This is a genomic window from Pseudomonas sp. S2_F07 (genome assembly GCF_054668325.1).
The window spans coordinates 1,055,880-1,082,036 of record NZ_CP162758.1 but is presented as its reverse complement, the minus strand read 5'-3'; the positions used below and the strand labels follow the sequence as shown (position 1 = coordinate 1,082,036).

The window sequence follows — 26,157 nt, the reverse complement described above, 5'->3', positions numbered from 1 at the left end:
CCAAAGCAGCATGGGGTGAGTGCGATACCGTTTCTAAGATGGCTGCCATAGCCTCTGCCAAGAGGTTTTGCGTGCAATCCAGAGGGCATAACAATGACAACAAGACGCAACGCCTTGCTCGTGACCGGGCTATTGGCCAGTTTGATCAGTGCAGGTTCCGTCTGGGCCCACGGCAACGTGGTGCCACAGGCCGTGGCCACCCCGGGGCTGACCCCGATCAAGGACGCCGGTGTGCAACTCGATGCCGATGGCTGGGCCGCGGTGAACCCGTATCGCACCGCCCCGGAACATGACAAAGCAGTGGAAATCGGTGCTTCTGCGTACACCCAGAACTGCGCGGCCTGTCATGGCCTGGAAGCCAAGTCCGGCGGTATCGCCCCCGACTTGCGCATGCTTGATGTCGGTGAGTCGGGCGATGAATGGTTCGCCGAACGGGTGCGCCATGGCGCGGTGCGCGACGGTCGGGTGTACATGCCGAAGATGGCCGACTACCTGAGTCAGGAAGCCCTGTGGGCAGTGCGCACTTATCTGGACACTGTGCACGTCGAGGAGTGACCCATGCGCCTGCTCGCGGTGTTGATCGGCGCTCTGTGGCTGTGCTGCCAGGCGGCGCAGGCGCAGGTTCGCAACTACGACGAAATGATCGCCGCCGGGGAGCTTAAGGTGGCGGTCTACAAGGACTTCGCCCCCTACAGCTTTGAACGCGCCGGAAAGCCCCAGGGTGTCGATGTCGAGCTCGCCGAGGCCCTGGCCAAGGCGCTCGGCGTGCGCCTGACACTGATCTGGGCACCGGCCGGGGAAAAGCTCGACGACGACCTGCGCGATTACATCTGGCGTGCCAGTGCCTTGCACAACCAGCAACTGGCCGACCTGATGATGCGCGTGCCCTACGACCGTGACTACGCGCAGAAGCGCAACGAGTTCGGCGAACTGGTCAACGGCCAAGTGGTGATGTTCGGTCCGTACCAGAACGAACAATGGCAGGTGGCCTATGACCGCCGGCGGCTGGACAAGGTCGCCAGCGTCGCGGTGTTCGAGCATCACCCGATTGGTGTCGAAGTCGACAGCGTGCCGTCGTTCTACCTGACGTCGGTGTTCAACGGCATGCTCGCTGGCAAGACCCATCACTATCCCGGCGTGCCCCAGGCGTTTGCCGGGATGAAGGCCGGCGAGGTCGACGCGGTGATGGCCATGCGCGGCGAAATCGACTGGCAGGTCCATGAAGCGGCCGACCCGCAAGTGGCACTGGCTGAGAACGCCTACCCGAACATGGGCAAGCAACTTTGGGAAATCGGCATGGCGGTGCACGAAAGTAACCGGCAACTGGCCTATGCCGTGGAAGAGGCGCTCGAAGGCCTGATCCGCGAGGGTTCGGTGAAGACCATCTACGGCCATTACGGCCTGCAATACGACGTGCCCGAGATGTATCAATAAGGAGCAGGCGATGAAATGGCGAGGGAGTTGTCTGTTGGCCTGCTGGTTAAGCCTGGCGGCACAAGCTGGCGCTATCGATCCCGGTAAGGACCCGGTGCCATCGGTGATGTGGAATTTCTATCAGCAGCAGTTCCTCGGTAATGCGCCGTTCGTTTTCGATGAGCGGGTCAAGTTGCTGGCGCCGCCGTTTGCCGAAGATGCCCGGCAGGTGCCGCTGGAAATCGACGCCCGGGCGTTCAAGGGCGAGGTGGTGAAAATCCTCGCCTGGGCAGAGCTGAACCCGTTGCCGAAAATCGTCGACTTCCAGCCGCTTGATTCGGTTTTGCCTTGGCTGTCGTTGCGCATTCGCATCGAACAGGCCACCCCCTTGCGCGCGGCGGTGTTGACCCGCGACGGCGTGTGGCATGTCGGCTCGACCCTGATTGATGCGGCGGGTGGCGGCTGCACCGCGCCGAGCGTGGTGCGCACGCAACCAGGCTGGGAAGAGCACATCGGCGAAGTGTTCGGCGGCCGTTACCCCCGGGGCGAATTCAGCCGTTTGCGGTTGCAGGTGGCCCATCCCATGGACAATGGCATGGTCAGCGGCATTCCGGAGTTCTTCATCAACCATGTCGAGTTGCGCGACCACAACGAGCAGGTGCTGGCCCGGCTGGAGCTGTTTCCCGCAGTCAGCGAAAACCCCAACCTGGCCTTCGACATCGAAGGAGCAGGGCAAACGCGCCTGTTAATACGGGACAACAGTGGCAATGAGTTCAATGCGTCGATCCTCTGACCCCAAGGAGCGTGACCTCAAGGAGCGTGGCATGCGCTGGATCCTGTTGATGGTGCTGAGCGTCAGTCTGCCGGCCCTGGCCGATCTCGAGTACTCACTCAAGCCCCGGCAGATCGCCCGGGACACCTGGCTGCTGGAAGGCAGCACCGATAATTTTGCCAAGGCCAACGGCGGCAACATCGTCAACACCGCGTTCATCGTCACTGACCGGGGTGTGGTGGTGATCGATACCGGTCCGTCGAAGCGCTACGGCGAAGCGATGCGCAAGGCCATTGCCACCACCACCGACAAGCCAGTGATCGAGGTCTTGCTGACCCATCATCACCCGGACCATGTGCTGGGCAACCAAGCCTTCAGCGACGTGCCGATCGGCGCCTTGGCCGGCACCACCGAGCTGTTGCACCGGCAAGGCGATGCCATGGCCGAGAATATGTACCGGATGGTCGGCGACTGGATGCGTGGCACCGAAGTGGTGATGCCTACCCAGGTGCTGACACCCGGCGTGAAAAGTTTTGGGAATCACGATCTGCGTCTGCTGAGCCTGGGTGGGCATACGGGCGCGGATCTGGCTATTCTCGACCAGCGAACCGGCGTGTTGTTTGCCGGGGACCTGGTGTTTTATCAACGGGCGCTGACCACACCCAACAGTCCAGGGCTGGCAGTGTGGCTGGCGGACATCGCGACCCTGCAAGGCTTGCCCTGGACGCAGGTTGTGCCGGGCCATGGCCCGGTAGCGAGCGACCCACAACCCTTCGAGCAAATGCGCGATTACCTGACCTGGCTCGATCAACTGATGCGCGACGGCGCCGCCAATGGCAGCGACATGGCCGAGATGATCCGCAGCCCCGTCCCCGAACGTTTCGCCGGGATCAACCTGAGCCGCTACGAACTGATCCGCAGCGTCAGTCATCTGTACCCGCGCTACGAGCGTGGGCGGATGACGCGGGTGGATTCCAACGCGCAAAAGTGAGCAAACACAGACCCCTGGGGGACTTTCATCGGGCACAAAATCCGCGGCTCATCACCCCCCACCCTGTACCAAGGAACTAGCAATCTCCTCATTGCGGGCAATTGTTGCCAGGGCGGCGGCGCTCAAGAATCTGCACCAGACCGGGAAAATTTTCCGGACATAACAAAAATCCGCAGAGGAAGCCGTCATGACCCAACCCGCACGTCGCCAGCCCTTCGTCTTGAGCCTGCTGCTCAGTGCCATGCTGTTGTCCGGCCAGGCATTGGCCGGGGTTTCCGACCAGGACATTCTCCAGGACCCGAAGAACCCGGAACAAGTCGTGACCAACGGACTCGGCGTTCAAGGGCAGCGCTACAGCCCGCTGGATATTCTCAACGTCGACAACGTCAAGGAGCTGCGCCCGGTGTGGGCGTTTTCCTTCGGCGGTGAAAAACAACGTGGCCAGCAAGCGCAGCCGATGGTCAAGGACGGCGTGATGTACATGACCGGTTCCTATTCCCGGGTGTTCGCCGTGGATGCGCGCACCGGCAAGAAACTCTGGCAATACGATGCACGCCTGCCCGATGACATCCGTCCTTGTTGCGACGTGATCAACCGCGGCGTCGCGCTGTATGGTGACCTGGTGATTTTCGGCACCCTCGACGCCAAGCTCGTGGCGCTGAACAAGGACACCGGCAAGGTGGTGTGGAGCAAGAAAGTCGCCGACCACAAGGAAGGCTACTCGATCAGTGCCGCGCCGCTGGTGATCAACGGCAAGCTGATTACCGGCGTGGCCGGTGGCGAGTTTGGCGTGGTGGGCAAGATCGAGGCCTACGACCCGAAAAACGGTGATCTGCTGTGGACCCGGCCGACGGTCGAAGGCCATATGGGCTACGTCTACAAGGACGGCAAAGCGGTGGAAAACGGCATCTCCGGCGGCGAGGCAGGCAAGACCTGGCCGGGCGATCTCTGGAAAACCGGCGGCGCGGCCCCGTGGCTGGGCGGCTATTACGACCCGGAAACCAACCTGCTGCTGTTCGGTACCGGCAACCCGGCACCGTGGAACTCGCACCTGCGCCCTGGAGACAACCTCTACTCCTCATCGCGCCTGGCGCTCAACCCGGACGATGGCACCATCAAGTGGCACTTCCAGAGCACGCCCCACGACGGTTGGGACTACGACGGCGTGAACGAGCTGGTGTCGTTCAACTACAGCGAAGGCGGCAAGGAGATCAAGGCGGCGGCCACTGCCGACCGTAACGGCTTCTTCTACGTGCTGGATCGTACCAACGGCAAATTCATCCGCGGCTTCCCGTTCGTGGACAAGATCACCTGGGCCACCGGCCTGGATAAGAACGGCCGGCCGATCTACAACGAGGCCAGCCGTCCCGGTGCCCCAGGCTCGGAAGTCAAGGGCAGTTCGGTCTTCGTGGCACCGGCGTTCCTCGGCGCGAAAAACTGGATGCCGATGGCCTACAACCAAGACACTGGGCTGTTCTATGTGCCGTCCAACGAGTGGGGCATGGACATCTGGAACGAAGGCATCGCCTACAAGAAAGGCGCGGCGTTCCTCGGCGCCGGCTTCACCATCAAACCGTTGAACGAAGACTACATCGGCGTGTTGCGGGCCATCGATCCGAAAACCGGCAAGGAAGTCTGGCGCCACAAGAACTACGCACCGCTGTGGGGCGGGGTGCTGACCACCAAGGGCAATCTGGTGTTTACCGGCACGCCTGAAGGCTTCCTGCAGGCGTTCAACGCCAAGACCGGCGAAAAGGTCTGGGAATTCCAGACCGGTTCCGGCGTGCTCGGCTCGCCCGTGACCTGGGAAATGGACGGCGAACAGTACGTCTCGGTGCTCTCCGGCTGGGGCGGCGCGGTACCGCTGTGGGGCGGTGAAGTGGCCAAGCGGGTGAAGGACTTCAACCAGGGCGGCATGCTCTGGACCTTCAAGTTGCCCAAGGACCTTGTCGCCAAGCATTAACGTCAGGACCACCACATAACCTGTGGGAGCGAGCTTGCTCGCGATAGCGGTCTGACAGTCGACATCAATGGCGAATGTGCTGGCCTCATCGTCGGAACGCCGCCCGGAGCAAGCTCGCTCCCACAGTGTTTTGTGTGAAATCTACGACCAAATAACGAGAGCCCCTCCTGCCAACGATGCATTCGTCTGGCACGCGGGGCTCTCTAGTATCGGTTCATCGCCTGTCAGTACGACAGGCATCGACCCAGACAGAGGCCCACCATGATCTACGCACAACCCGGAACCCCAGGCGCCGTCATTACCTTCAAGCCGCGCTACGGCAACTTCATCGGTGGCGAGTTTGTTGCCCCGATCAATGGCGAGTACTTCACCAACACCTCGCCGGTCAACGGTGAAGTGATCGCCGAATTCCCGCGCTCCAGCGCCGCCGACATCGACAAGGCTCTCGACGCTGCCCATGCCGCTGCCGACGCCTGGGGCAAAACCTCGGCCCAGGACCGCTCCCTGGTGCTGCTGAAAATCGCCGACCGCATCGAGCAGAACCTGGAAGTGCTGGCCGTCACCGAAACCTGGGATAACGGCAAGGCCGTGCGCGAAACCCTGAACGCCGACGTGCCGCTGGCGGCCGACCACTTCCGTTACTTCGCCGGCTGCATCCGCGCCCAGGAAGGCGGGGCTGCGGAGATCAACGAGCTGACCACGGCCTATCACTTCCATGAACCCCTGGGCGTGGTCGGGCAGATCATTCCGTGGAACTTCCCGCTGCTGATGGCCGCCTGGAAACTCGCCCCGGCCCTGGCCGCCGGCAACTGCATCGTGCTCAAGCCTGCCGAGCAAACACCGCTTTCGATCATGGTCTTCGCCGAGCTGATCGCCGACCTGCTGCCGGCGGGCGTGCTGAACATCGTCCAGGGCTTCGGTCGCGAAGCCGGCGAGGCCCTGGCCACCAGCAAGCGCATCGCCAAGATCGCCTTCACCGGCTCGACCCCGGTGGGCGCGCACATCATGCATTGCGCCGCCGAGAACATCATCCCGAGCACCGTCGAGCTGGGCGGCAAGTCGCCGAACATTTTCTTCGAAGACATCATGAGCGCGGAACCCGAGTTCATCGAAAAAGCCGCCGAAGGCCTGGTGCTGGCGTTCTTCAACCAGGGCGAAGTCTGCACCTGCCCGTCCCGGGCGCTGGTCCAGGAGTCGATCTACGAGCCGTTCATGGCCGAGGTGATGAAGAAAATCGTCAAGATCAAGCGTGGTAACCCGCTGGACACCGAGACCATGGTCGGCGCCCAGGCGTCCGAGCAGCAATACGACAAGATTCTCTCGTACCTGACCATTGCCCAGGAGGAGGGCGCCGAGCTGCTCACCGGCGGCGCGGCCGAACGTCTGGAGGGCGACCTGTCCAGCGGTTACTACATCCAGCCGACCCTGCTCAAGGGTCACAACAAGATGCGTGTGTTCCAGGAAGAAATCTTCGGCCCGGTGGTGGGGATCACCACCTTCAAGGACGAAGCCGAAGCCCTGGCCATTGCCAACGACAGCGAGTTCGGCCTCGGTGCCGGCCTGTGGACCCGCGACATCAACCGCGCCTACCGCATGGGCCGGGCGATCAAGGCCGGGCGCGTGTGGACCAACTGCTACCACCTGTACCCGGCGCACGCGGCGTTCGGTGGCTACAAGAAGTCCGGCGTCGGTCGGGAAAACCACAAGATGATGCTTGACCACTATCAGCAGACCAAAAACCTGCTGGTGAGCTACGACATCAATCCGCTGGGGTTCTTCTGATTCCTCAAGAACACTGAAAAACCTGTGGGAGCGAGCTTGGTTTTTGGTGTGTACAGAATTTGTGCAACACCCCCTACCAAATCACCCCGCCAACTCCTTCGAAAGTAGCATTCGGGCACCCGTTGCCCCGTGCATTAATGGCTCTACCGGAATCACCCGGGCACAAGAAGAGGAATGACCCATGTGGACTAAACCCGCGTTTACCGATCTGCGCATTGGCTTCGAAGTGACGATGTATTTCGCCAACCGTTGATTGATCACCCGGCCAGCCGATGCGTTGGCCGGGCCTGCCTTCTGGAGCATCCGCCATGCACATCCGCGTTCTCGGTTCCGCCGCTGGCGGTGGTTTCCCCCAGTGGAATTGCAACTGCCGCCAGTGCGCCGGGGTGCGCAATGGCAGCCTGCGGGCACAGCGCCGTACGCAGTCGTCGATTGCCCTGAGTGACGACGGTGTCGAGTGGGTGCTGTGTAACGCGTCACCGGACATTCGCGCGCAATTCGAGAGTTTTGCGCCGTTGCAACCGGCGCGGCGCCTGCGTGACAGCGCCATCGCCGGCATCGTGCTGCTGGACAGCCAGATTGACCATTGCACCGGTTTGCTCAGCCTGCGTGAAGGTTGCCCGCATGACGTGTGGTGCACCGAGCGCGTGCACCAGGACCTGAGCAGCGGTTTCCCGTTGTTCAACATGCTCGGACACTGGAACGGCGGATTGCACTGGCAACCGGTCGGCCTCGATCGCCAGCCATTCAGCATCGCGGCCTGCGGGCATCTGCAATTTCGCGCGGTTCCCCTGGTGAGCAACGCGCCGCCGTATTCGCCCAATCGCGGCAATCCGCAACCGGGCGACACCATTGGCTTGTTCATTGAAGACCTGCGCAACGGCGCATCGCTGTTCTATGCCCCGGGCCTTGGTCGAATCGACGATGAAGTGCTGGGCTGGATGCAGCGCGCCGATTGCCTGCTGCTGGACGGCACAATGTGGCGCGACGACGAGATGCGTATTTGCGAAGTCGGCCAGAGCCTGGGCAGCGAAATGGGGCACCTCCCGCAAAGCGGCCCCGGCGGGATGCTTGAAGTGCTGGAGGGGTTCAACCGCCAGCGCAAGGTGCTGATCCACATCAACAACACCAATCCCATTCTCGATGAAGACTCGGCCGAGCGGGCGCTGCTGGAGCGGCGGGGGATCGAAGTGGCTTATGACGGCATGGATATCGTGCTGTAGCGACTGACACCTTCGCGAGCAAGCCCGCTCCCACAATGGATTTCTGCAGTACATGAAATTTGTGTTCCCACCGAACACCTGTGGGAGCGAGCTTGCTCGCGATAGGGCCAGCGCGGGCACCGCAAAAATTCCCGGAGAACAAAATGACTGACACCCCCATGTCCCCCACAGAATTCGAAGCCGCCCTGCGCGCCAAGGGCGCCTACTACCACATCCACCATCCCTTCCACCAAGCCATGTACGCCGGCCGCGCCAGCCGCGAGCAGATCCAGGGCTGGGTCGCCAATCGCTTCTACTATCAGATCAACATCCCCCTGAAGGACGCCGCGATTCTCGCCAACTGCCCGGACCGCGACGTGCGCCGGGAATGGCTGCAACGGATCCTCGACCACGATGGTGTCCCCGGCAGCGAGGGCGGCATCGAAGCCTGGCTACGCCTGGGCGAAGCGGTGGGGCTGGATCGCGAGCAGATCCTCTCCCAGGAACGGGTGCTGCCCGGCGTGCGTTTCGCGGTGGACGCCTACGTCAATTTCGCCCGTCGCGCGTGCTGGCAGGAAGCGGCCAGCAGTTCGCTGACCGAACTCTTTGCCCCCCAGATCCATCAGTCGCGACTCGACGCCTGGCCGACCCACTACCCATGGATCGACGCTGCTGGCTACGACTATTTCCGCACGCGCCTGAGCCAGGCGCGGCGCGATGTCGAGCATGGCTTGCGCGTCACCCTGGCGCACTACGTGACGGCCGAGGGGCAACAACGCATGCTGCAGATTCTGCAATTCAAGCTCGACGTGCTGTGGAGCATGCTCGATGCGATGAGCATGGCCTACGAGCTTGCGCGCCCGCCGTATCACACGGTTACCGATAACAAAGTCTGGCACCGGGGGATCGCCCTGTGAGCCTGATCAATCGCCAACAGTCACCGGCCTTGCGTCGCGGTTTTCGTCTGCAATGGGAGCCCCGTCAGGACTGCCACGTGCTGCTGTACCCCGAAGGCATGATCAAGCTCAATGCCAGTGCCGGACAGATTCTCGACCTGGTGGATGGCCAGCGCAGCGTGGCGGCGATCATCGAGCGATTGAGCGCGAATTTTCCCGGCGTACCGGGGATCGACGAAGACGTGCTGGCGTTTCTGGAGGTGGCCCATGCGCAATTCTGGATCGAGTGAGACGCTGCCCGGACCGCCGTTGTGGCTGCTCGCCGAGCTGACCTACCGCTGTCCGCTGCAGTGCCCCTATTGCTCCAACCCGCTGGATTTTGCCCGGCACGGCGAGGAACTGAGCACGGAGGAATGGATTCGTGTATTCCGTGAAGCGCGGGACATGGGCGCCGCGCAATTGGGCTTTTCCGGTGGCGAGCCGCTGGTACGCCAGGACCTCGCCGAACTGATCAAGGCCGCCCGGGACATGGGCTACTACACCAACCTGATCACCTCCGGCATCGGCCTGACCGAGCAGAAGGTGCATGACTTCAAGGTGGCCGGGCTGGACCATATCCAGATCAGCTTCCAGGCCGCCGACGAGGCGGTGAACAACATGCTCGCCGGTTCGCGCAAGGCCTTCGCCCAGAAACTCGCCATGGCCCGTGCGGTGAAAGCCCAGGGTTATCCGATGGTGCTGAACTTCGTCACCCATCGGCACAACATCGACCGGATCGCGCAGATCATCGAACTGTGCCTGGAGCTGGAAGCGGACTTCGTCGAATTGGCCACCTGCCAGTTCTATGGCTGGGCCGAACTGAATCGCGTCGGCCTGTTGCCCACCCGCGAGCAATTGCAGCGTGCCGAGCGCATCACCAACGAGTACCGCCAACGCCTTGAAGCCCAGGGCCACCCGTGCAAGCTGATCTTCGTCACCCCGGACTACTACGAAGAGCGTCCCAAGACCTGCATGAACGGCTGGGCCAACCTGTTTCTCGACATCACTCCCGACGGCACGGCCTTGCCTTGTCACAGCGCCCGGCAGTTACCGGTGCAGTTTCCCAATGTGCGCGAGCACAGCCTCTCGCACATCTGGAACGACTCGTTCGGCTTCAATCGTTTTCGCGGCGATGACTGGATGAAGGAGCCATGCCGCTCCTGCGATGAAAAGCACAAGGACCTGGGCGGGTGTCGCTGCCAGGCTTTCATGCTGACGGGTGATGCCAGCAATGCCGACCCGGTGTGCAGCAAGTCTGCGCACCACGGCGTGATCCTCAAGGCCCGGGAGGAAGCGCAGGCACCGGGGTTGGGGATCGAACACCTCACGTTGCGTAATGCGAAGGCTTCGCAGCTGATCTATCGCGGATAGTTCTAGCGCCGCAGATCCCCTGTGGGATCTGTTACAGCCCGGGCAGCGCTGTTCTTTGGTCTGATTGCATTCACAGCTGGATGGTTTAGTGTGGTTTCTACCTTCCAAAACAATAAAAACAGGCTTTCCAATGAGCCAGAGTCTCAACCAGCTGCGTAAGTTCGTTTCACCTGAAATCATCTTCGGTGCCGGTAGCCGGCACAGTGTCGGCAATTACGCCAAGACCTTTGGCGCACGCAAGGTCCTGGTGGTCAGTGATCCCGGCGTGATTGCCGCTGGCTGGGTCGCCGATGTCGAAGCCAGCCTGCAAGCCCTGGGTATCGAGTATTGCCTTTACAGTGATGTCTCGCCCAACCCTCGGGTCGAAGAGGTAATGCTCGGTGCCGAGATGTACCGGGAAAACCACTGCGACGTGATCGTCGCCGTCGGTGGTGGCAGCCCGATGGACTGCGGCAAAGGCATCGGTATCGTCGTTGCCCATGGCCGCAGCATTCTCGATTTCGAGGGTGTGGACACCATCCGCGTGCCCAGCCCGCCGCTGATCCTGATTCCGACCACCGCCGGCACCTCGGCGGACGTCTCGCAGTTCGTGATCATTTCCAACCAGCAGGAACGCATGAAGTTCTCCATCGTCAGCAAGGCGGTGGTACCGGACGTTTCGCTGATCGACCCGGAAACCACCCTGAGCATGGACCCGTTCCTGTCGGCCTGTACCGGCATTGACGCGTTGGTGCATGCCATCGAAGCCTTCGTGTCCACCGGCCACGGGCCGCTGACCGACCCCCATGCGCTGGAGGCGATGCGCCTGATCAATGGCAACCTGGTGCAAATGATCGCCAACCCGACGGACATCGCCCTGCGCGAGAAGATCATGCTCGGCAGCATGCAGGCCGGGCTGGCGTTCTCCAACGCCATCCTTGGTGCCGTGCATGCCATGTCCCACAGCCTCGGCGGCTTTCTCGATCTGCCCCACGGCCTGTGCAACGCGGTCCTTGTCGAGCACGTGGTGGCCTTCAATTACAACTCGGCGCCAGACCGCTTCAAGGTGATCGCCGAGACGTTGGGCATCGACTGCCGAGGCCTGAATCACCGGCAGATCTGCGGGCGCCTGGTCGAACACCTGATCGCCCTCAAGCACGCCATCGGCTTTCACGAAACCCTTGGTTTGCATGGCGTCAGGACCTCGGATATTCCGTTCCTGTCGCAGCATGCGATGCACGACCCGTGCATCCTGACCAACCCGCGCGAATCCAGCCAGCGTGATGTCGAGGTCGTCTATGGCGAAGCCCTCTGACGAGCAACAACGGGCCCTGGCCGGGCTGCTGGGGCTGGGCAGCCACTCGGCGCGCAAGAGTCATTACCCGGAACTGGCCGCGCGCCTGGATGATCTGGAAGCCGAGCGTAACCGCTACAAGTGGCTGTTCGAAAACGCGGTGCACGGCATCTTCCAGGCCAGCCTGCACGACGGCATGCGCGCCGCCAACCCGGCACTGGCACGCATGCTCGGTTACCAGGACCCGCAGGAGGTGCTGTTCTCCCTGACTGACCTGGGCAGCACCCTGTTCGTCGACGGCGCGCAGGAGCTGGAAAGCATTGGCGAAATCCTCCGGCACCAGCGCAGCCTGCACGGCTATGAAACCCGTTTGCGGCGCAAGGACGGCAGTCACCTGGATGTATTGATGAACCTGCTGCTCAAGCCCGGCCAGGAGGGGCTGGTGGAAGGGTTCGTCTCCGATATCACTGAGCGCAAACTGGCCCAGCGACGCCTGCAGCAACTCAATGACGAACTGGAGCAGCGCGTCGTGGCGCGCACCGATGAATTGCTCGAGGCCAACCGTAACCTTCAGCAGCAGATCACCCAGCGTAAACAGATCGCCAAGGCCTTGCGCGACGCCCGCGATGCCGCCGAGGCCGCCAATCACAGCAAGGACAAATACCTCGCCGCCGCCAGCCACGACCTGCTGCAACCGCTGAACGCCGCGCGGTTGCTGATCTCGACCTTGCGTGAACGCAAATTGCCGGAAGCCGAACAGGTGCTGGTGGAGCGCACTCACCAGGCCCTGGAAGGGGCCGAAGACCTGCTGACGGATCTGCTCGACATTTCCCGGCTCGACCAGGCCGCGGTCAAACCGGACGTTGCGTTGTACCGCCTCGACGAACTGCTCGGGCCGCTGGTGTCGGAGTTCCAGTCTGTCACCCAGGCGGCCGGCTTGAACCTGCGGGTGCGCATGGCCGATTACGCCATCAGTACCGACTTGCGCCTGATGACGCGGATCCTGCGCAACTTCCTCAGCAATGCCTGCCGCTACACCGATGAAGGCAGCATCCTGCTGGCGGCAAGGCGTCGGGGCGAGATGTTGCGCCTGGAGGTCTGGGACACCGGGCGTGGCATCGCCGCCGACCGGCTCGATTCGATCTTTCTCGAGTTCAACCAGCTGGACGTCGGCCGCGCCGCCGACCGCAAGGGCGTGGGCCTGGGGCTGGCGATTGTCGAGCGCATCGCCAAGATCCTTGGCTACAGGATCGGCGTGTACTCGTTACCGGGGCGGGGTTCGATGTTCAGCATCGAGGTGCCGATATCCGACGAGGTTCCGCTGCCCGTGAGCCAGGCGGTGCCACAACCGGGCACCGGCAACCCGCTGCCGGGCCGCCGTTTACTGGTGATCGACAACGAAGTGAGCATTCTTGACAGCATGAGCGCGTTGCTCGGGCAGTGGGGCTGCGACGTCCTGGTCGCCACCGATGAAGAGGCTGCGCTGGCGGCGCTGCGCGGGCAGGCGCCGGAACTGATTCTGGCGGACTATCACCTCGATCACGGGGTGGTCGGCTGTGATGTGGTGCGACATTTGCGCGAGCATTTTCACCAGGACATTCCCGCGGTGATCATTACCGCCGACCGCACCGACCATTGTCGGCGTGCGTTGCAGCGACTCAACGCACCCTTGCTGAACAAACCGGTGAAGCCCGGCAAGTTGCGAGCGGTGTTGAGTCAATTGTTGGGGGCATCTGCCTGAAGCGGCCGGTACTGCAGGGTGAAGCCCAGTTCGGTGGATTGACCCTGTTCCAGCAAACGCAACCCTGGCCGGCCGGGCAGGTGGTGCGCGTTGACCGGGTGGCTCACCGGTTCGATGCAGAAAAACCCCAGGCCCACAGGGCAGTAGAGCAGGTAGTAGTCGCTGCCGGTGGCCTGGCAGTCGAGCGCGTAACCAAGATCCGCTTGCTCGATCAGGCAGTGGCCGTTCCATTCGCAGAAACCGTTGTCCACCAGGGATTGTGGCAATGCCTTGAGTTGCTGGAAATCCCACTCGACCGGCAATGCGCCGAGTTCGGTCGGCAGTTTTGCCCCATCGCACCACCACACATGCCGGGCGGGCGCCTGTAGGCGGGTGTTCGGTGTGCGCGGCAGGTACGGATGCAGTCCCAGGCCATGCCACGCAGCGTGTTCAGCCAGGTGCGTGACGTGCAGTTCGATGCTCAGCTTGCCCGCGCTCAAATGGAAACGTTGCCGGGCGCGATAAGCGAAGGGGGTTGTGCTGTCGAGTTGCAGGAGCACTTCATTTTTCGACCGCGAAACCACGTCCCACGCCTGCTGCCAGGCGCTGCCGTGAATCGGCAGGGGATCGGTGAGGCTGTTGGGCGCCAGTGCCAGCCAGCCATCGGGGCAATCGAAACCGCCATCGGCGATACGGTTGGACCAGGGGATCAAGGGAAAACAGCCGAGCTTGCCGGGCTGGCCGGTGTTCAGGGCATGAGCATCAGCGTGGCGCAACAACGGCTGGCCAGTGCTGCGCACGGTCCAGTTGACGAGGCTGGCGCCAAGTTCCGGGGCGAGGGTGAGGTGGGTGAACTCGTCTTCGAGTTGCAGAAGGTTCATGGTTTTATCGATTCGCGTTCAATGGTGGAAAAGATCGCAGCCTGCGGCAGCTCCTACAGGAAACCGTGTCCGACGCAGGAGCTGCCGAAGGCTGTGATCTTTTTAAGGGTTTACAACACCAAATGCGGCAACCACAGCGACAGTGCCGGAATGTAAGTCACGGCCAACAGCACCAGGAACAGCACGCCGTAGAACGGCAGCAGGGCTTTGACGGTGGACTCAATGCTGACTTTACCCACGGCTGACCCCACAAAGAGTACCGCACCCACCGGCGGTGTAATCAAACCAATGCCCAGGTTCACCAGCATGATCATGCCGAACTGCACCGGATCCACGCCAATGCCGAGGATCACCGGCATCAGGATCGGCGTGAGAATCAGGATCAGCGGCGCCATGTCCATGACCGTACCGAGCAACAGCAGCATGACGTTGATGCACATCAGGATCACGTAGCGGTTGTCCGACAGGGTCAGGAACAGCGTGGTGATCTTCGCCGGGATCTGCATCAGGGTCATGATGTAGCCGAAGCTGGCGGCGAAACCGATCAGGATCATCACGATCGAAATCGTGCGCACGGTGCGGTGCATCAGTTTGGGCAGTTCGCTCCATTTGTAGTCGCGGTAGATGAACATGGTCACGAAGAACGACCACAGCACGGCAATCGCCGCCGACTCGGTGGCGGTGAAAATACCCGACAGGATGCCGCCGAGGATGATCACCATCGCCATCAGGCCCCACAACGCTTCGCCGCAGATCTTCAGCGCTTCGCGCATCGGGATGACTTCGCCTTTCGGGTAGTCGCGCTTCTTGGCGAAGATCAGGCACAGCACCATCAGGCACGCGCTCATCAACAGGCCCGGCACCACACCGGCCATGAACAGCGAGGCAATCGACACCGTGCCGCCGGCGGCCAGGGAGTAGAGCACCGAGTTGTGGCTGGGCGGTGTCAGCAGCGCTTGCACCGAACCGCTGACGGTCACTGCCGTGGCGAATTCCCGGGGATAACCACGGCGTTCCATTTCCGGAATCAGCACCGAACCGACCGAGGCGGTGTCCGCCACCGAGGAGCCGGAGATCGCGCCAAAGAAGGTCGAGGCCATGATATTGACCAGCGACAAGCCGCCACGCACGAAGCCCACCAGCACCCCGGCGAACGCCACCAGGCGCCGGGACATGCCGCCCTCGGCCATGATCGCGCCCGCCAGGACGAAGAACGGAATCGCCAGCAGGGAGAACTTGTTCACGCCCCCGGCCACCTGGATCATCAGGGCCTGGAACGGGATGTCGATCCACCACGCGCCGATCAGTGCGGCAAACCCCAGGGCGTAGGCGACCGGCATGCCGATCAGGATCAACGCGATAAAACTGCCCAACAGAATAAAAGCGTCCATTCAGGCAGCCCCTTCGTTTTCTTCAACGAGGTCGAAACGCACGACCCGACGGTTGCTCTGGTCACCGAGCAAGAGTTTTTCCAGGACAAACACCAGCGTCAGCACGCCGCCAATCGGAATCGGCATGTAGGTGATGCCCACGCGCAGGGTCGGCAGGGCGCTCATGAACTGGTTCCAGGTGGACATGCACAGCTTGCTGCCCCAGATGGCCATGAACAGGCAGATGGTTGCCATCAACAGTTGCGCGGCAATGGCCGCGGCCTTGCGCAGGTTCGGCGCAAGGCGATCGGTGAGCATCGCCACCGCCATGTGCGAACCGGACCGGTAGCTGGCGGCGGCGCCGATGAAGGTGAACACCATCATCAGCAGGATGGCGGTGGGCTCCGGCCAGCTGGAGCCGGTACCGAGCACATAACGGGCAAAAACGCCCCAGGGGATCATCAGGGAAATGGCCAGGACCGACAGGCCGGCAATCCAGATGCAGGCCATGTAAATCCTGTCGTTGATACGCAGCAGCAGATTCTTCATCGGGTTCCACCGTAACCGGGCGCGCACTGACGTACACCAACGTCAGCGGCGCCGGGCCTTTCTTGAATGCAGGGAGGGTTACTGAACGGCTTCGATGCGCTTGATCAGGTCGGCGTAGGGCGCGCCGTATTTCTCGCGGATCGAGGCGGTGGCCTCGTAGAAAGGTTTCTTGTCGACGGTGATGAACTCGACGCCGGCGGCCTTGAGTTTCTCTTCGCTGCTGGCCGATTTCGCATCCCACAGGGTGCGTTCCTGGGCCTGGGCCGCCTTGGCGGTTTTCTTCACCAGGGCCTGCTGCTCGGGGGTGAGCTTTTCCCAGGTGATTTTTGACATGACGATCGGCTCGGGCAGGATCAGGTGGCCGGTCAGGCTGTAGTACTTGGCGTTCTGGTAGTGGTTGTGTTCGAGCAGGGTCGGCGGGTTGTTTTCCGCGCCGTCGATCACGCCGGTCTGCAGGGCGCTGAAGATTTCGCCGGTGTCCATCGCGATACCGTTGCCGCCCATGGCGTTGATGGTTTCGATGAACATCGGATTGCCTTGCACGCGGATCTTCATGCCCTTGAGGTCTTCAAGGCTGCGTACCGGTTTCTTGGTGTAGAGGTTGCGCGTACCGCCGTCCATCCAGGCCAGGGCGACCAGGTTGAATTCGGAGTTGGTGATCTTGTCGAGGATTTCATCGCCCACCGCTCCATCGATGACCTTGCGCATATGCGCCTGGTCACGGAACACGAACGGCATGTTGAACACGTTCACGTCCGGCACCACCGGCCCGACGATGCCGAGGCTGACCCGGGCCATCTGCACGGCACCGACCTGGGCCTGTTCGACCACTTCTTTTTCCGAGCCGAGCACGCCACCGGCGAACATCTTGAAGGTCAGCGCGCCATTGCTGTCGGCCACCAGGGTTTTGCCCAGTTGCTCTTCAGCCACCACGGTCGGGTAACCGGCGGGGTGGATGTCGGCGAATTTGATTTCCAGTGCCTGGGTGGCACTGCTGAGGGAGAAGGCTAATGGAAGTGCAGCGGCGAGCAAGGTGCGTTTGAAGTCCATGGGGGTGTCTCCAGTTTTATTGTTTTTTTTATTCAAGGCACAGCGATGCAGCGGGAGCGCTTTTCTTTCGAGAAGGTCAGTCGTTGAACAGGGGTTCGGGTAAGCCTTTTACTCCGGGGTCGAGGGCGAACACGCCACCGGCCAGTGATTGCCGGTCATGGTCGTCGCCGGGGCGGATCGAGGTCACGAACAGCGTGTCCAGTCGAGGGCCACCGAAGGCGCACATGGTGGGTTTTTTCACCGGTACGGCGAGGGAACGGTCAAGTCGGCCGGCGGGGGTAAAACGGTGGATCAAGCCAGCGTCGTTGGCGCAAATCCAGTAGCAGCCATCGGCGTCGACCGCTGCGCCGTCGGGGCGACCTTCATACTGGTTCATGTCCACGAACACGCGGCGATTCGAAGGCGTACCGGTGTCGATGTCATAGTCGAAGGCCCAGATCTGCTGGACCTGAGGGTGAGAGTCGGACAGGTACAGGGTGCGTCCGTCCGGGCTGAAGCCCAGGCCGTTGGGCACGATGAAACCGCTCAGTCGCGCGTCGAGTGGCCCGGGTTGCCCGGCGCTGTAGCGATACAACGCCCCCTCGGCAGCGTTGGCGCCCATGTTCAGCACCATGCTGCCGGCCCAGAAACGTCCCTGACGGTCACAGCGGCCGTCGTTCAAACGCATGTCGGTGCGGGCATGCTCGACCTGGGCCAGCGGTTCACTGTCGAGGCTGCCGTCGTGGCGCGGATGCAGGCGGAAGAACCCGCTCTCCATGCCGGCGACCCAGCCGCCGTCCCGGTGACGGGCGATGCAAGCGAGCATCTGCGGGGTTTTCCAGGCATCCACTTGCCCGGTGTCGGCACTCCAGCGCTGTAAACCGCCAGCGGGAATATCGACCCAGTACAGCGCGTTTTCCTCAGACACCCAGACCGGGCTTTCACCGACCGCGTTGCGGGCGTCGACAATCAGTTCAGCTTGCATGGCAACTCATTCCCTTGGTTTTTGTCGGGGGGCAAGCAACGCGCGAAGGCTCAGTCACCGAAAGGCCCGGCTGCGCAGAAGGCGCCGCCCTGATAGAGCCGCGCCGGGTCATCGGCGGCGGGCATCGGCTGGGCTTCGACTTTTTCGCGGAACACTTCGGAGCTGTCCTGCGGGGCAAAACCCAGGGCCGTGGCATAACGGTTGTCCCACCAGATCTCCTTGTTGTCGGACATGCCATAGACCACGGTGTGGCCGACATTCGGGGTGTGCAGGGCGCGCTCGAGCAGTTGGGTCAGGTCGCCGAAGCTCAGCCAGGTGCTCATCATCCGGCGGTTGTGCGGTTCCGGGAACGACGAGCCGATACGCACGCTGACGGTCTCGATGCCATAGCGGTCGAAGTAGAAGGTGGCCATGTCTTCGCCGTAGGACTTGGATAAGCCGTAGTAACTGTCCGGGCGGCGAGGGGAGTGGGCATCGATGACTTCGTCCTGGCTGTAGAAACCGATCACATGGTTGGAGCTGGCGAAGATCACTCGCTTCACACCGTGGCGGCGCGCGGCTTCGTAAATGTGGAACACGCCGCAGATGTTGGCGCCGAGGATCTCTTCGAACGAGCGCTCGGTCGACACCCCGCCGAAGTGCAGGATCGCATCCACGCCTTCGACCAGTTGATGTACGGCTTGCTTGTCGGCCAGATCACACGGCACGACTTCTTCGCGGTCATCGATGGCTGGCGCAATGTCGGCGATGTCCGACAGGCGAATCACATTGGCGTAGGGGCGCAGGCTTTCGCGCAGGACTTTCCCGAGGCCACCGGCGGCGCCGGTCAGCAGCAGGCGATTGAAAGGAGGGCGGGTGGTTGCAGTGGTCGTCATGGGAATCCTGGACAAACAGTTGTTGTTATTGGTTCGTTGTAGGTTATCGTATGACTGTGCTGAGTATCATTAGGGTTTCCGGCTCTTGTCAACGCGACATTGGTTGAAAATGACGGAGGGTCGTTTCCTTTGGCTGAACCAAGCCGCACGCACTGAAATACCAGGGGGGGTTACAGCAGGCTGATCGGATAGCTGATGAAAATCCGGTTCTCATCGAATTCGTTGGTGCTGAAGCTCTTGCGAATCGTTGCGTTACGCCATTTCACGTTGAGGTTTTTCAACGCACCACTCTGCACGGTGTAGGCCAGCTCCGATTCGCGGCCCCATTCCTCGCCGTCGGTAATTTTCCCGGTGTGCACGTTGTCACCGCTGATGTAGCGGTTCATCAGGGTCAGGCCGGGGACGCCCAGGGCTGCGAAGTTGTAGTCGTGGCGCACCTGCCAGGATTTCTCCCGGGCGTTGTCATAGCTGGAGTTGTAGCTGTCGTTGGCCAGGGTGCCGCCGCTGGTGCCGTTGACCCGCATCCAGACGTCATCGCCGGTGAGTTTTTGCAGGCCGACGTAGAAGGTGTTGCCGCCATATTTGGCCGAGAGCAGGGCGAACGCGGTCTTGTTGTCGAGGTCACCGGCTAGCGCGCTGCCGTCCTCCTTGCCGATGAAGTAGCCGAGGTTGGCGCCCAGGGTCCAGTCGCCCAGGGGCTGGCTGTGGGTCAGGTTGAAGTATTGCTGCTGGTAAATGTCACTGAGTTCCGAGTACCAGACACCGACCTGCGTGCGCTTTTCATTGAACGCATATTCACCGCCGCCGAAGTTGAAACGGTCCGAAGTGAACGCCGCTTTACCGTTCATGAACATGTCTTCCATGCTCGCGTCGTTACGCGGGCTGTTTTTCTGGAATTGACCGCCATAGAGCGTCAGGCCGCTGATTTCGCTGGAGGTCACCTGAGCGCCCTGGAAGGTCTGCGGCAGCGAGCGGCCATCGTCGGAACGCAGGATCGGCAGCACCGGCATCCATTCACCGACCTTCAATTCGGTTTTCGAGATCTTGCCTTTGAGCGCCACGCCGAGCCGGCCGAAATTGTCGGCGGGGCGGCCGTCGTCGTGGATCGGCAACAGTTGGGTGCCGCCGCTGCCTTTGCCGCCATCGAGCTTCTGCGAGTACAGGCCAAGCACATCGACACCGAAGCCCACAGGACCCTGGGTGAAACCGGAGCGGGCATCGAGAATGAAGTTCTGCGTCCACTCTTCAGCCTTGCCCTGGGGGTAGGCCGGGTTGGTGTAGTTGCGGTTGATGTAGGCGTTGCGCAGGTTCAACGTGGCCTTGGCGTCGTCGGTGAAACCTTCGGCCTGGCAGGTGATGGGCAGGACGAGGGCCAGGCCGCTGCAGCCGATCAGGCTGAGAGAATGGCGACGGGTGAGGGTAGGCCGTGAACTACGGATTGACGAATTGCGGGCGAGCTTGCTCACTGTGACGCTCCCTTTCTTTTTTGTTTTTATTGTTTGTCATACGTCGTCGTACAACATTGGCGGCGATTATTTACAGGCCGCTTCAGTGTTGTCAATCGGAAGTTATACGATGACCTGTCTGGCAGATGGGGAGTGAAATGTTTGGTTTGACTCTGTCGCCGCGAGCTAGAGCGGATGCTAGTCTTGCTCAACGTTGGGGTCGGGGATCCGCATGGGCAATCACAAGATCGAGATACGTCGCAGTAACGTCGAAAAAATCCTGCTGGGGGCGGAAAAAGTCTTCGCTGAAAAGGGCTTCGGCAGCACCGCCATGGCCGACATCGCCGCTGAAGTGCAACTGCCGCGTTCCAACCTGCACTACTACTTCAGCACCAAGACCGAGTTGTACAGCGCCGTGCTGTTCGACTTGCTGGAAGTCTGGAAGCAGGACGCGCTGTGCTTCGAGATGTTCGATGACCCGCGTGTGGTGCTCAGCAGCTACATCCGCGCCAAGATGAACCATTCCCGCAGCCGGCCGTACGGTTCGAAAGTCTGGGCCAACGAAATCATCCATGGCGCGCCGACCCTCGGCGAAGCGCTGGATGCGAGCCTGTACGACTGGGCCAAGATGAAGGAAGCGAAAATCCGCCAGTGGGTGGACGACAAACGCATCTTGCCGGTGGAGCCCTCGAGCCTGCTGTACATGATCTGGGCCTCGACCCAGCACTACGCCGACTTCGATCACCAGGTGAACATTCTCAACGATCATCAGCCGCTGTCGGACATGCAGTTCGAAAAGGCGGTGCAGACGGTGACCAGTGTGATTTTGCGGGGGATCGGGTTGGAGCCTTGAGATCTTACAGGCAGAAAAGATCGCAGCCTTCGGCAGCTCCTACAAAGAAATGCGTCCCCTGTAGGAGCTGCCGAAGGCTGCGATCTTTTGATCTTATAATTCAAACCACGACGTGATACGGATTCCTCGGATCATGATTCCAGTCCAGGAACGGCTTGCCGGTCTCCACCGGCACCATCTCGATGCAGTCCTGTACCGGGCAGGTGATCTGGCACAGGTTGCAGCCTACGCACTCCTCATCGATCACTTGATACTTGTGGGTGCCGTCCGCTTGCTTGAGGCTGGCCACGGCCTGGTGCGAGGTGTCCTCACACGCGATATGGCAACGACCGCAACCAATACACGCCTCCTGATCGATTTTCGCGATCACCTGGTAGTTGATGTCCAGGTACTTCCAGTCTGTGGTGTTGGCCACCGCGCGGCCGGAAAACTCCGAAATGCTGGCATAGCCCTGACTGTCCATCCAGCGTGACAAACCGTCCTTCATCTCTTCGACAATCCGGAAACCATGCAACATCGCTGCCGTGCACACCTGCACCGAGCCACTGCCCAGGGCGATGAATTCCGCGGCGTCGCGCCAGTTGCCGATACCGCCGATGCCGCTGATCGGCAGGCCCTGGGTCTGCGGGTCGCGGGCGATTTCGGCGACCATGTTCAAGGCAATCGGCTTGACCGCCGAGCCGCAGTAACCGCCGTGGGTGCTTTGGCTGCCGACCATGGGGTTGGCGACCATGCGTTCGAGGTTGACGCTGGTGATCGAATTGATGGTGTTGATCAACGACACCGCATCGGCACCGCCTCGGTGGGCGGCACGGGCGGCGACGCGGATGTCGGTGATGTTCGGCGTGAGCTTGACGATCACCGGCAACGAGCAATACGTCTTGCACCAGCGGGTGACCTGTTCCACGTATTCCGGCACCTGGCCGACCGCTGCGCCCATGCCGCGCTCCGGCATGCCGTGGGGGCAACCGAAGTTCAGCTCGATGCCGTCGGCGCCGGTGGCTTCCACCAGTGGGAGGATGTGTTTCCAGGACTCTTCGACGCAAGGCACCATCAAGGACACAATCAGCGCGCGGTCCGGCCAGTCCTTTTTGACCTGGGTGATTTCCCGCAGGTTGATCTCCAGCGAGCGGTCAGTGATCAACTCGATGTTGTTAAAGCCCAGTACCTCCCGGTTAGCCCCGAAGTGCGCCGAGTAGCGCGACGACACGTTCACCGCCGCCGGGTCCTCACCCAGGGTTTTCCAGACCACGCCGCCCCAGCCGGCCTCGAAGGCGCGGACCACGTTGTAGGCCTTGTCGGTCGGCGGCGCGGAGGCCAGCCAGAATGGATTGGGTGCTTTGATGCCGGCGAAGACAATCGACAGATCGGCCATTTACGCAGCCTCCACGTTGAGCATCAGTTGAGCATTGATCGCCTCGGCGGCGCGCTTGCCATGCTGCACGGCTTGCACGGTGAGGTCTTGATCGAGGCTGGTGCAGTCACCGCCGGCATACACGCCGGGGATGCTGGTGCGCAGGTTTTCATCGACTTCGATGCGCTCGCCCTGACGCTTGAGTTCCCGGGCCAGCGGATCGCTGAGGGCGCTGCCGTCGAAGGCCTGGCCGATGGCTTTGAAGATCGCGTCGGCGGCCAGTTCGAAGGTTTCACCGGTGGTTTGCAGGCGACCTTCCAGCAGATGAGTGCGGGCGAAACGCATGCCGCGCACGCGGCCCTGGTCATCGAGCAGCACTTCTTCGGGTTGTGCCCAGGTCATCAGCCGCACCTGATTGGCCTTGGCAATCTCCTGTTCGTGATGGGTGGCCCCCATGTCCTCGACGCCACGGCGATACACCAGATTCACATCGTGGGCACCGAGGCGGGCCATTTGCACCGCCATGTCGATGGCGGTGTTGCCCGCGCCTAGGACAATGCAGTGGTCGGCCAGGGGCAGTTGGCTCAGGTCATCGGCCTGGCGCAGTTCGCGAATGTAATCGGTGGCGGCGAGCAGGCCGGGCGCGTCTTCGTGGGCCAGGCCCAGCTGTTTGCTGGCATTGAGCCCGAGGCCGAGGAACACCGCGTCGAACTGTTGGTGCAGTTCGCTGAGGGTCAGGTTGTCCCCGAGTTTTTGCCCGTGGCGGATTTCGATCCCGCCAATCTGCAACAGGAACTCAAGTTCCTTTTGCGCGTAGTCATCCACCAGTTTGTATTTGGCGATCCCGTACTCGTTGAGGCCGCCAGCCTTTGCCCGCGCCTCGAAGATCACCACGTCATGCCCGTGCATGGCGCTGCGGTGGGCACAGGACAAACCGGCCGGACCGGCACCGACCACGGCGATGCGTTTGCCGGTGGCGGCAGCACGCTGGAACGGGTGCGTGCTGAAGTGGGCGTTGTCCACGGCGTAGCGTTGCAACAGGCCGATCATGACCGGCGCGCATTCGTGAGCGTTGTTGCGCACGCAGGCTTGCTGGCAAAGAATCTCCGTCGGACACACCCGGGCGCAACTGCCGCCGAGGATGTTGGCCGAGAGGATTTTCTGCGCGGCGCCTTGCACGTTGTCCTGCGCAATGTTGCGGATGAACGAGGGAATGTCGATCTCGCTCGGACAGGCATTGACGCAGGGCGCGTCGTAGCAATACAGGCAGCGCGAGGCTTCCAGGTGCGCCTGGCGCTCGTTGAGCGGCGGCGCCAGATCGGTGAAGTGGCCGGCGAGGGCGGCCGCATTCTCTTGGGGATGCGGGAGGTGGTCCAGGGTCTTGATCACGGTTTTGGCCTCACGGTTATTTGAGGTGCTGCCTCTGAATGGGCATTATTTGAATCTTGCTCAGTCCCCCCCGTAGGAGCTGCCGAAGGCTGCGATCTTTTGATTTTGCTTTTTTAGATCAAAGTCAAAAGATCGCAGCCTTCGGCAGCTCCTACAGAGGGATGGGTCGTTCTCAGCGTTTCACAGCAACAGGCTTGTGCAACTCAGCCCGCTTGCTCAGCAAATCAAACACCGCCGGGTACGCCGGCCGTTCGATGTAGCGCCCGGCGCCACGCTCGGCCCGCAGGTCGCCGTCGGCCCAGACCACTCGGCCCTGGCTGATGGTGTGGCTGGGCACGCCGCGCACGGTCTTGCCTTCGAAGATGTTGAAGTCCACCTGCTGATGGTGGGTCTTGGCGGAAATGGTCCGCGTGCCTTGCGGGTCCCATAGCACCAGGTCGGCATCGGCACCCACGCGTATCGAGCCTTTGCGTGGGTAGAGGTTGAAGATCTTCGCTGTGTTGGTGGAGGTCAGCGCGACGAATTGCTGCATCGAAAAGCGTCCGCTGTTCACGCCTTCCTCCCACAACACGGCCATGCGGTCTTCGATGCCGGCGGTGCCGTTGGGGATCTTGCTGAAGTCGTCGCGGCCAGCGGCTTTTTGCTCGGCGCAGAAGCAGCAGTGATCGGTGGCGGTGGTGTGCAGGTTGCCCGACTGCAGGCCATGCCAGAGCGCCTCTTGATGGCCGCGAGGACGGAACGGCGGGCTCATCACGTAACCGGCGGCGGTTTGCCAGTCCGGATCGCGGTAGACGCTGTCGTCCAGCAGCAGGTGCCCGGCCAGCACTTCGCCGTAGACCGGCTGGCCCTTGCCCCGGGCGTAGGTGATTTCGTCCAGGGCTTCCTTGGTCGAGACGTGGACCAGGTACAGCGGCGTGCCCAGGGTTTCGGCGATGCGGATCGCCCGGCTCGCGGCTTCGCCTTCAACCTGGGAAGGACGCGACAGGGGATGCGCTTCCGGCCCGGTGATGCCCTGGGCCATCAGCTTGCGTTGCAGGTGATACACCAGTTCACCGTTTTCCGCGTGAACGGTCGGCACCGCGCCCAATTCCAGACAGCGTTCGAAACTCGCCACCAGGGTGTCATCGGCGGCCATGATCGCGTTCTTGTAGGCCATGAAATGCTTGAAGCTGTTGACGCCGTGCTGGCTGACCAGCTCGGCCATTTCCTCGCGGACCTGTTCGCTCCACCAGGTGATGGCGACGTGAAAGCCGTAGTCCGACGCCGACTTCTCGGCCCAGCCGCGCCACTGATGGAAGGCTTCGAGCAAGGATTGCTGCGGGTTGGGAATCACGAAGTCGATGATTGAGGTGGTACCGCCGGCCAGTCCCGCCGCCGTACCGCTGAAGAAGTCTTCGCTGGCCACTGTGCCCATGAAGGGCAGTTGCATGTGGGTGTGCGGGTCGATGCCGCCGGGCATCAGGTATTGGCCGCTGCCGTCGAGCACTTCGGCGCCTGCGGGTACATCGAGATTTTCGCCGATGGCCTTGATCACGCCGTCTGCGCAATACACATCGGCGCGATAACTTTCATCATGGGTAATAAGGGTGGCGCCACGGATCAACAGAGACATTCCGAGTTCCTCGCAGGCAATGACCGGCTTATGCCGGTTCTAGATGTTCTATTTAAAAAACAGCCCGGCCAGATTGATTCCTGTCAGTGCTGTCAGGATTAAACGCTAGCTGCAGTTTTACGAATCGGCAAGAATATTTTTTATAAGCTTATTCTGTTACTAACTTATTGATATTTAAGTATTAAATTTAAGAATCACCAAAATGGTGAGGCTGTTCACCATTTTGACGCACTTGACAGGATCGAAAAATAGTCAAGATTTCTTATGTGAAATCAGCTGTTTGAGTATGGTCTATGGTTGATGCGCAGCCATTGAAAAAAAGATCAATGCACCAGTTTGAGTCCTGACTGTTTCGACAACTTGCCTGGCATTCGGCCTGAGTGGCCTGACAAA

At 61.5% G+C, this 26,157-nt stretch carries 24 protein-coding genes; 14 read left to right on the top strand and 10 right to left on the bottom strand.

Annotated elements, in window-relative coordinates; genetic code table 11:
• The first annotated feature begins 93 nt into the window (after window positions 1-93).
• The 13 genes from pedF to AB4O40_RS04580 all read left to right on the top strand — a co-directional run bounded on the left by pedF (window position 94) and on the right by AB4O40_RS04580 (window position 13,443).
• Window positions 94-555: a cytochrome c-550 PedF gene (pedF, locus tag AB4O40_RS04640; RefSeq protein ID WP_056727798.1), complete on the top strand. Its 462-nt coding sequence runs from the start codon at window positions 94-96 to the stop codon at window positions 553-555.
• Between the two features lie 3 nt (window positions 556-558).
• Window positions 559-1,434 (top strand): substrate-binding periplasmic protein, encoded by an 876-nt coding sequence (locus tag AB4O40_RS04635; RefSeq protein WP_223542602.1) that lies wholly within the window; start codon window positions 559-561, stop codon window positions 1,432-1,434.
• Between the two features lie 10 nt (window positions 1,435-1,444).
• Window positions 1,445-2,206 carry a quinoprotein dehydrogenase-associated SoxYZ-like carrier gene (locus tag AB4O40_RS04630; RefSeq protein WP_056727794.1) on the top strand — a complete coding sequence of 254 codons (762 nt, stop codon included), beginning with the start codon at window positions 1,445-1,447 and terminating at the stop codon, window positions 2,204-2,206.
• A 31-nt stretch (window positions 2,207-2,237) separates the two neighbouring features.
• Window positions 2,238-3,176, top strand: coding sequence for a quinoprotein relay system zinc metallohydrolase 1 (locus AB4O40_RS04625; RefSeq protein ID WP_223542639.1), 939 nt, complete (start codon window positions 2,238-2,240; stop codon window positions 3,174-3,176).
• A gap of 187 nt (window positions 3,177-3,363) precedes the next feature.
• Entirely contained in the window at window positions 3,364-5,139 is a 1,776-nt protein-coding gene (locus AB4O40_RS04620; protein WP_056727790.1) for a PQQ-dependent methanol/ethanol family dehydrogenase, read from the top strand.
• A gap of 261 nt (window positions 5,140-5,400) precedes the next feature.
• Window positions 5,401-6,921: an acetaldehyde dehydrogenase ExaC gene (gene exaC, locus AB4O40_RS04615; RefSeq protein WP_223542601.1), complete on the top strand. Its 1,521-nt coding sequence runs from the start codon at window positions 5,401-5,403 to the stop codon at window positions 6,919-6,921.
• Between the two features lie 181 nt (window positions 6,922-7,102).
• The gene (pqqA, locus tag AB4O40_RS04610; protein ID WP_003253598.1) at window positions 7,103-7,174 is read left to right on the top strand and encodes a pyrroloquinoline quinone precursor peptide PqqA; all 72 of its coding nucleotides are present in this window, start codon (window positions 7,103-7,105) and stop codon (window positions 7,172-7,174) included.
• Window positions 7,175-7,229: 55 nt separating this feature from the next.
• A complete protein-coding gene (gene pqqB / locus AB4O40_RS04605; RefSeq protein WP_223542600.1) occupies window positions 7,230-8,144 on the top strand; it encodes a pyrroloquinoline quinone biosynthesis protein PqqB in 915 nt (304 codons plus the stop codon).
• A gap of 143 nt (window positions 8,145-8,287) precedes the next feature.
• A complete protein-coding gene (pqqC, locus tag AB4O40_RS04600) occupies window positions 8,288-9,040 on the top strand; it encodes a pyrroloquinoline-quinone synthase PqqC (RefSeq protein ID WP_056727785.1) in 753 nt (250 codons plus the stop codon).
• The gene (pqqD, locus tag AB4O40_RS04595) at window positions 9,037-9,309 is read left to right on the top strand and encodes a pyrroloquinoline quinone biosynthesis peptide chaperone PqqD (RefSeq protein WP_056727783.1); all 273 of its coding nucleotides are present in this window, start codon (window positions 9,037-9,039) and stop codon (window positions 9,307-9,309) included. The genes pqqC and pqqD overlap by 4 nt, the downstream gene beginning before the upstream one ends.
• Entirely contained in the window at window positions 9,287-10,429 is a 1,143-nt protein-coding gene (gene pqqE / locus AB4O40_RS04590; protein ID WP_460055812.1) for a pyrroloquinoline quinone biosynthesis protein PqqE, read from the top strand. Before pqqD ends, pqqE begins: the two co-directional genes overlap by 23 nt.
• A gap of 130 nt (window positions 10,430-10,559) precedes the next feature.
• Window positions 10,560-11,723, top strand: a complete 1,164-nt coding sequence (ercA, locus tag AB4O40_RS04585) for an alcohol dehydrogenase-like regulatory protein ErcA (protein WP_056727778.1) — start codon at window positions 10,560-10,562, stop codon at window positions 11,721-11,723.
• Entirely contained in the window at window positions 11,707-13,443 is a 1,737-nt protein-coding gene (locus tag AB4O40_RS04580; protein ID WP_414914055.1) for a PAS domain-containing hybrid sensor histidine kinase/response regulator, read from the top strand. Before ercA ends, AB4O40_RS04580 begins: the two co-directional genes overlap by 17 nt.
• Here AB4O40_RS04580 and AB4O40_RS04575 read toward each other — a convergent pair.
• From AB4O40_RS04575 to AB4O40_RS04545, 7 genes are all read right to left on the bottom strand, one after another.
• Window positions 13,419-14,303 (bottom strand): aldose 1-epimerase, encoded by an 885-nt coding sequence (locus AB4O40_RS04575; protein WP_460055816.1) that lies wholly within the window; start codon window positions 14,301-14,303, stop codon window positions 13,419-13,421. The genes AB4O40_RS04580 and AB4O40_RS04575 overlap by 25 nt on opposite strands.
• A 110-nt stretch (window positions 14,304-14,413) precedes the next feature.
• Entirely contained in the window at window positions 14,414-15,694 is a 1,281-nt protein-coding gene (locus tag AB4O40_RS04570; RefSeq protein WP_046037280.1) for a TRAP transporter large permease, read from the bottom strand.
• A complete protein-coding gene (locus tag AB4O40_RS04565; protein ID WP_056727770.1) occupies window positions 15,695-16,222 on the bottom strand; it encodes a TRAP transporter small permease in 528 nt (175 codons plus the stop codon).
• Between the two features lie 78 nt (window positions 16,223-16,300).
• Entirely contained in the window at window positions 16,301-17,272 is a 972-nt protein-coding gene (locus tag AB4O40_RS04560) for a TRAP transporter substrate-binding protein (RefSeq protein WP_056727766.1), read from the bottom strand.
• A gap of 76 nt (window positions 17,273-17,348) precedes the next feature.
• Window positions 17,349-18,236, bottom strand: a complete 888-nt coding sequence (locus tag AB4O40_RS04555) for an SMP-30/gluconolactonase/LRE family protein (RefSeq protein WP_056727764.1) — start codon at window positions 18,234-18,236, stop codon at window positions 17,349-17,351.
• A gap of 50 nt (window positions 18,237-18,286) precedes the next feature.
• Window positions 18,287-19,111, bottom strand: coding sequence for an NAD-dependent epimerase/dehydratase family protein (locus AB4O40_RS04550; protein ID WP_056727762.1), 825 nt, complete (start codon window positions 19,109-19,111; stop codon window positions 18,287-18,289).
• 170 nt (window positions 19,112-19,281) lie between these two features.
• Window positions 19,282-20,577 (bottom strand): OprD family porin, encoded by a 1,296-nt coding sequence (locus tag AB4O40_RS04545; RefSeq protein ID WP_056727760.1) that lies wholly within the window; start codon window positions 20,575-20,577, stop codon window positions 19,282-19,284.
• A 211-nt stretch (window positions 20,578-20,788) separates the two neighbouring features.
• Between AB4O40_RS04545 and AB4O40_RS04540 the strand changes: the two genes are divergently transcribed.
• Window positions 20,789-21,409, top strand: coding sequence for a TetR/AcrR family transcriptional regulator (locus AB4O40_RS04540; RefSeq protein ID WP_008046717.1), 621 nt, complete (start codon window positions 20,789-20,791; stop codon window positions 21,407-21,409).
• Between the two features lie 100 nt (window positions 21,410-21,509).
• Here the strand turns inward: AB4O40_RS04540 and preA are convergent, their stop codons facing one another.
• From preA to hydA, 3 genes are all read right to left on the bottom strand, one after another.
• Window positions 21,510-22,784 (bottom strand): NAD-dependent dihydropyrimidine dehydrogenase subunit PreA, encoded by a 1,275-nt coding sequence (gene preA / locus AB4O40_RS04535; protein ID WP_223542597.1) that lies wholly within the window; start codon window positions 22,782-22,784, stop codon window positions 21,510-21,512.
• Entirely contained in the window at window positions 22,785-24,152 is a 1,368-nt protein-coding gene (locus tag AB4O40_RS04530; protein WP_460055824.1) for an NAD(P)-dependent oxidoreductase, read from the bottom strand. It lies immediately after the preceding gene.
• A gap of 172 nt (window positions 24,153-24,324) precedes the next feature.
• Window positions 24,325-25,764 (bottom strand): dihydropyrimidinase, encoded by a 1,440-nt coding sequence (gene hydA / locus AB4O40_RS04525; protein WP_056727754.1) that lies wholly within the window; start codon window positions 25,762-25,764, stop codon window positions 24,325-24,327.
• Between the last annotated feature and the right edge of the window lie 393 nt (window positions 25,765-26,157).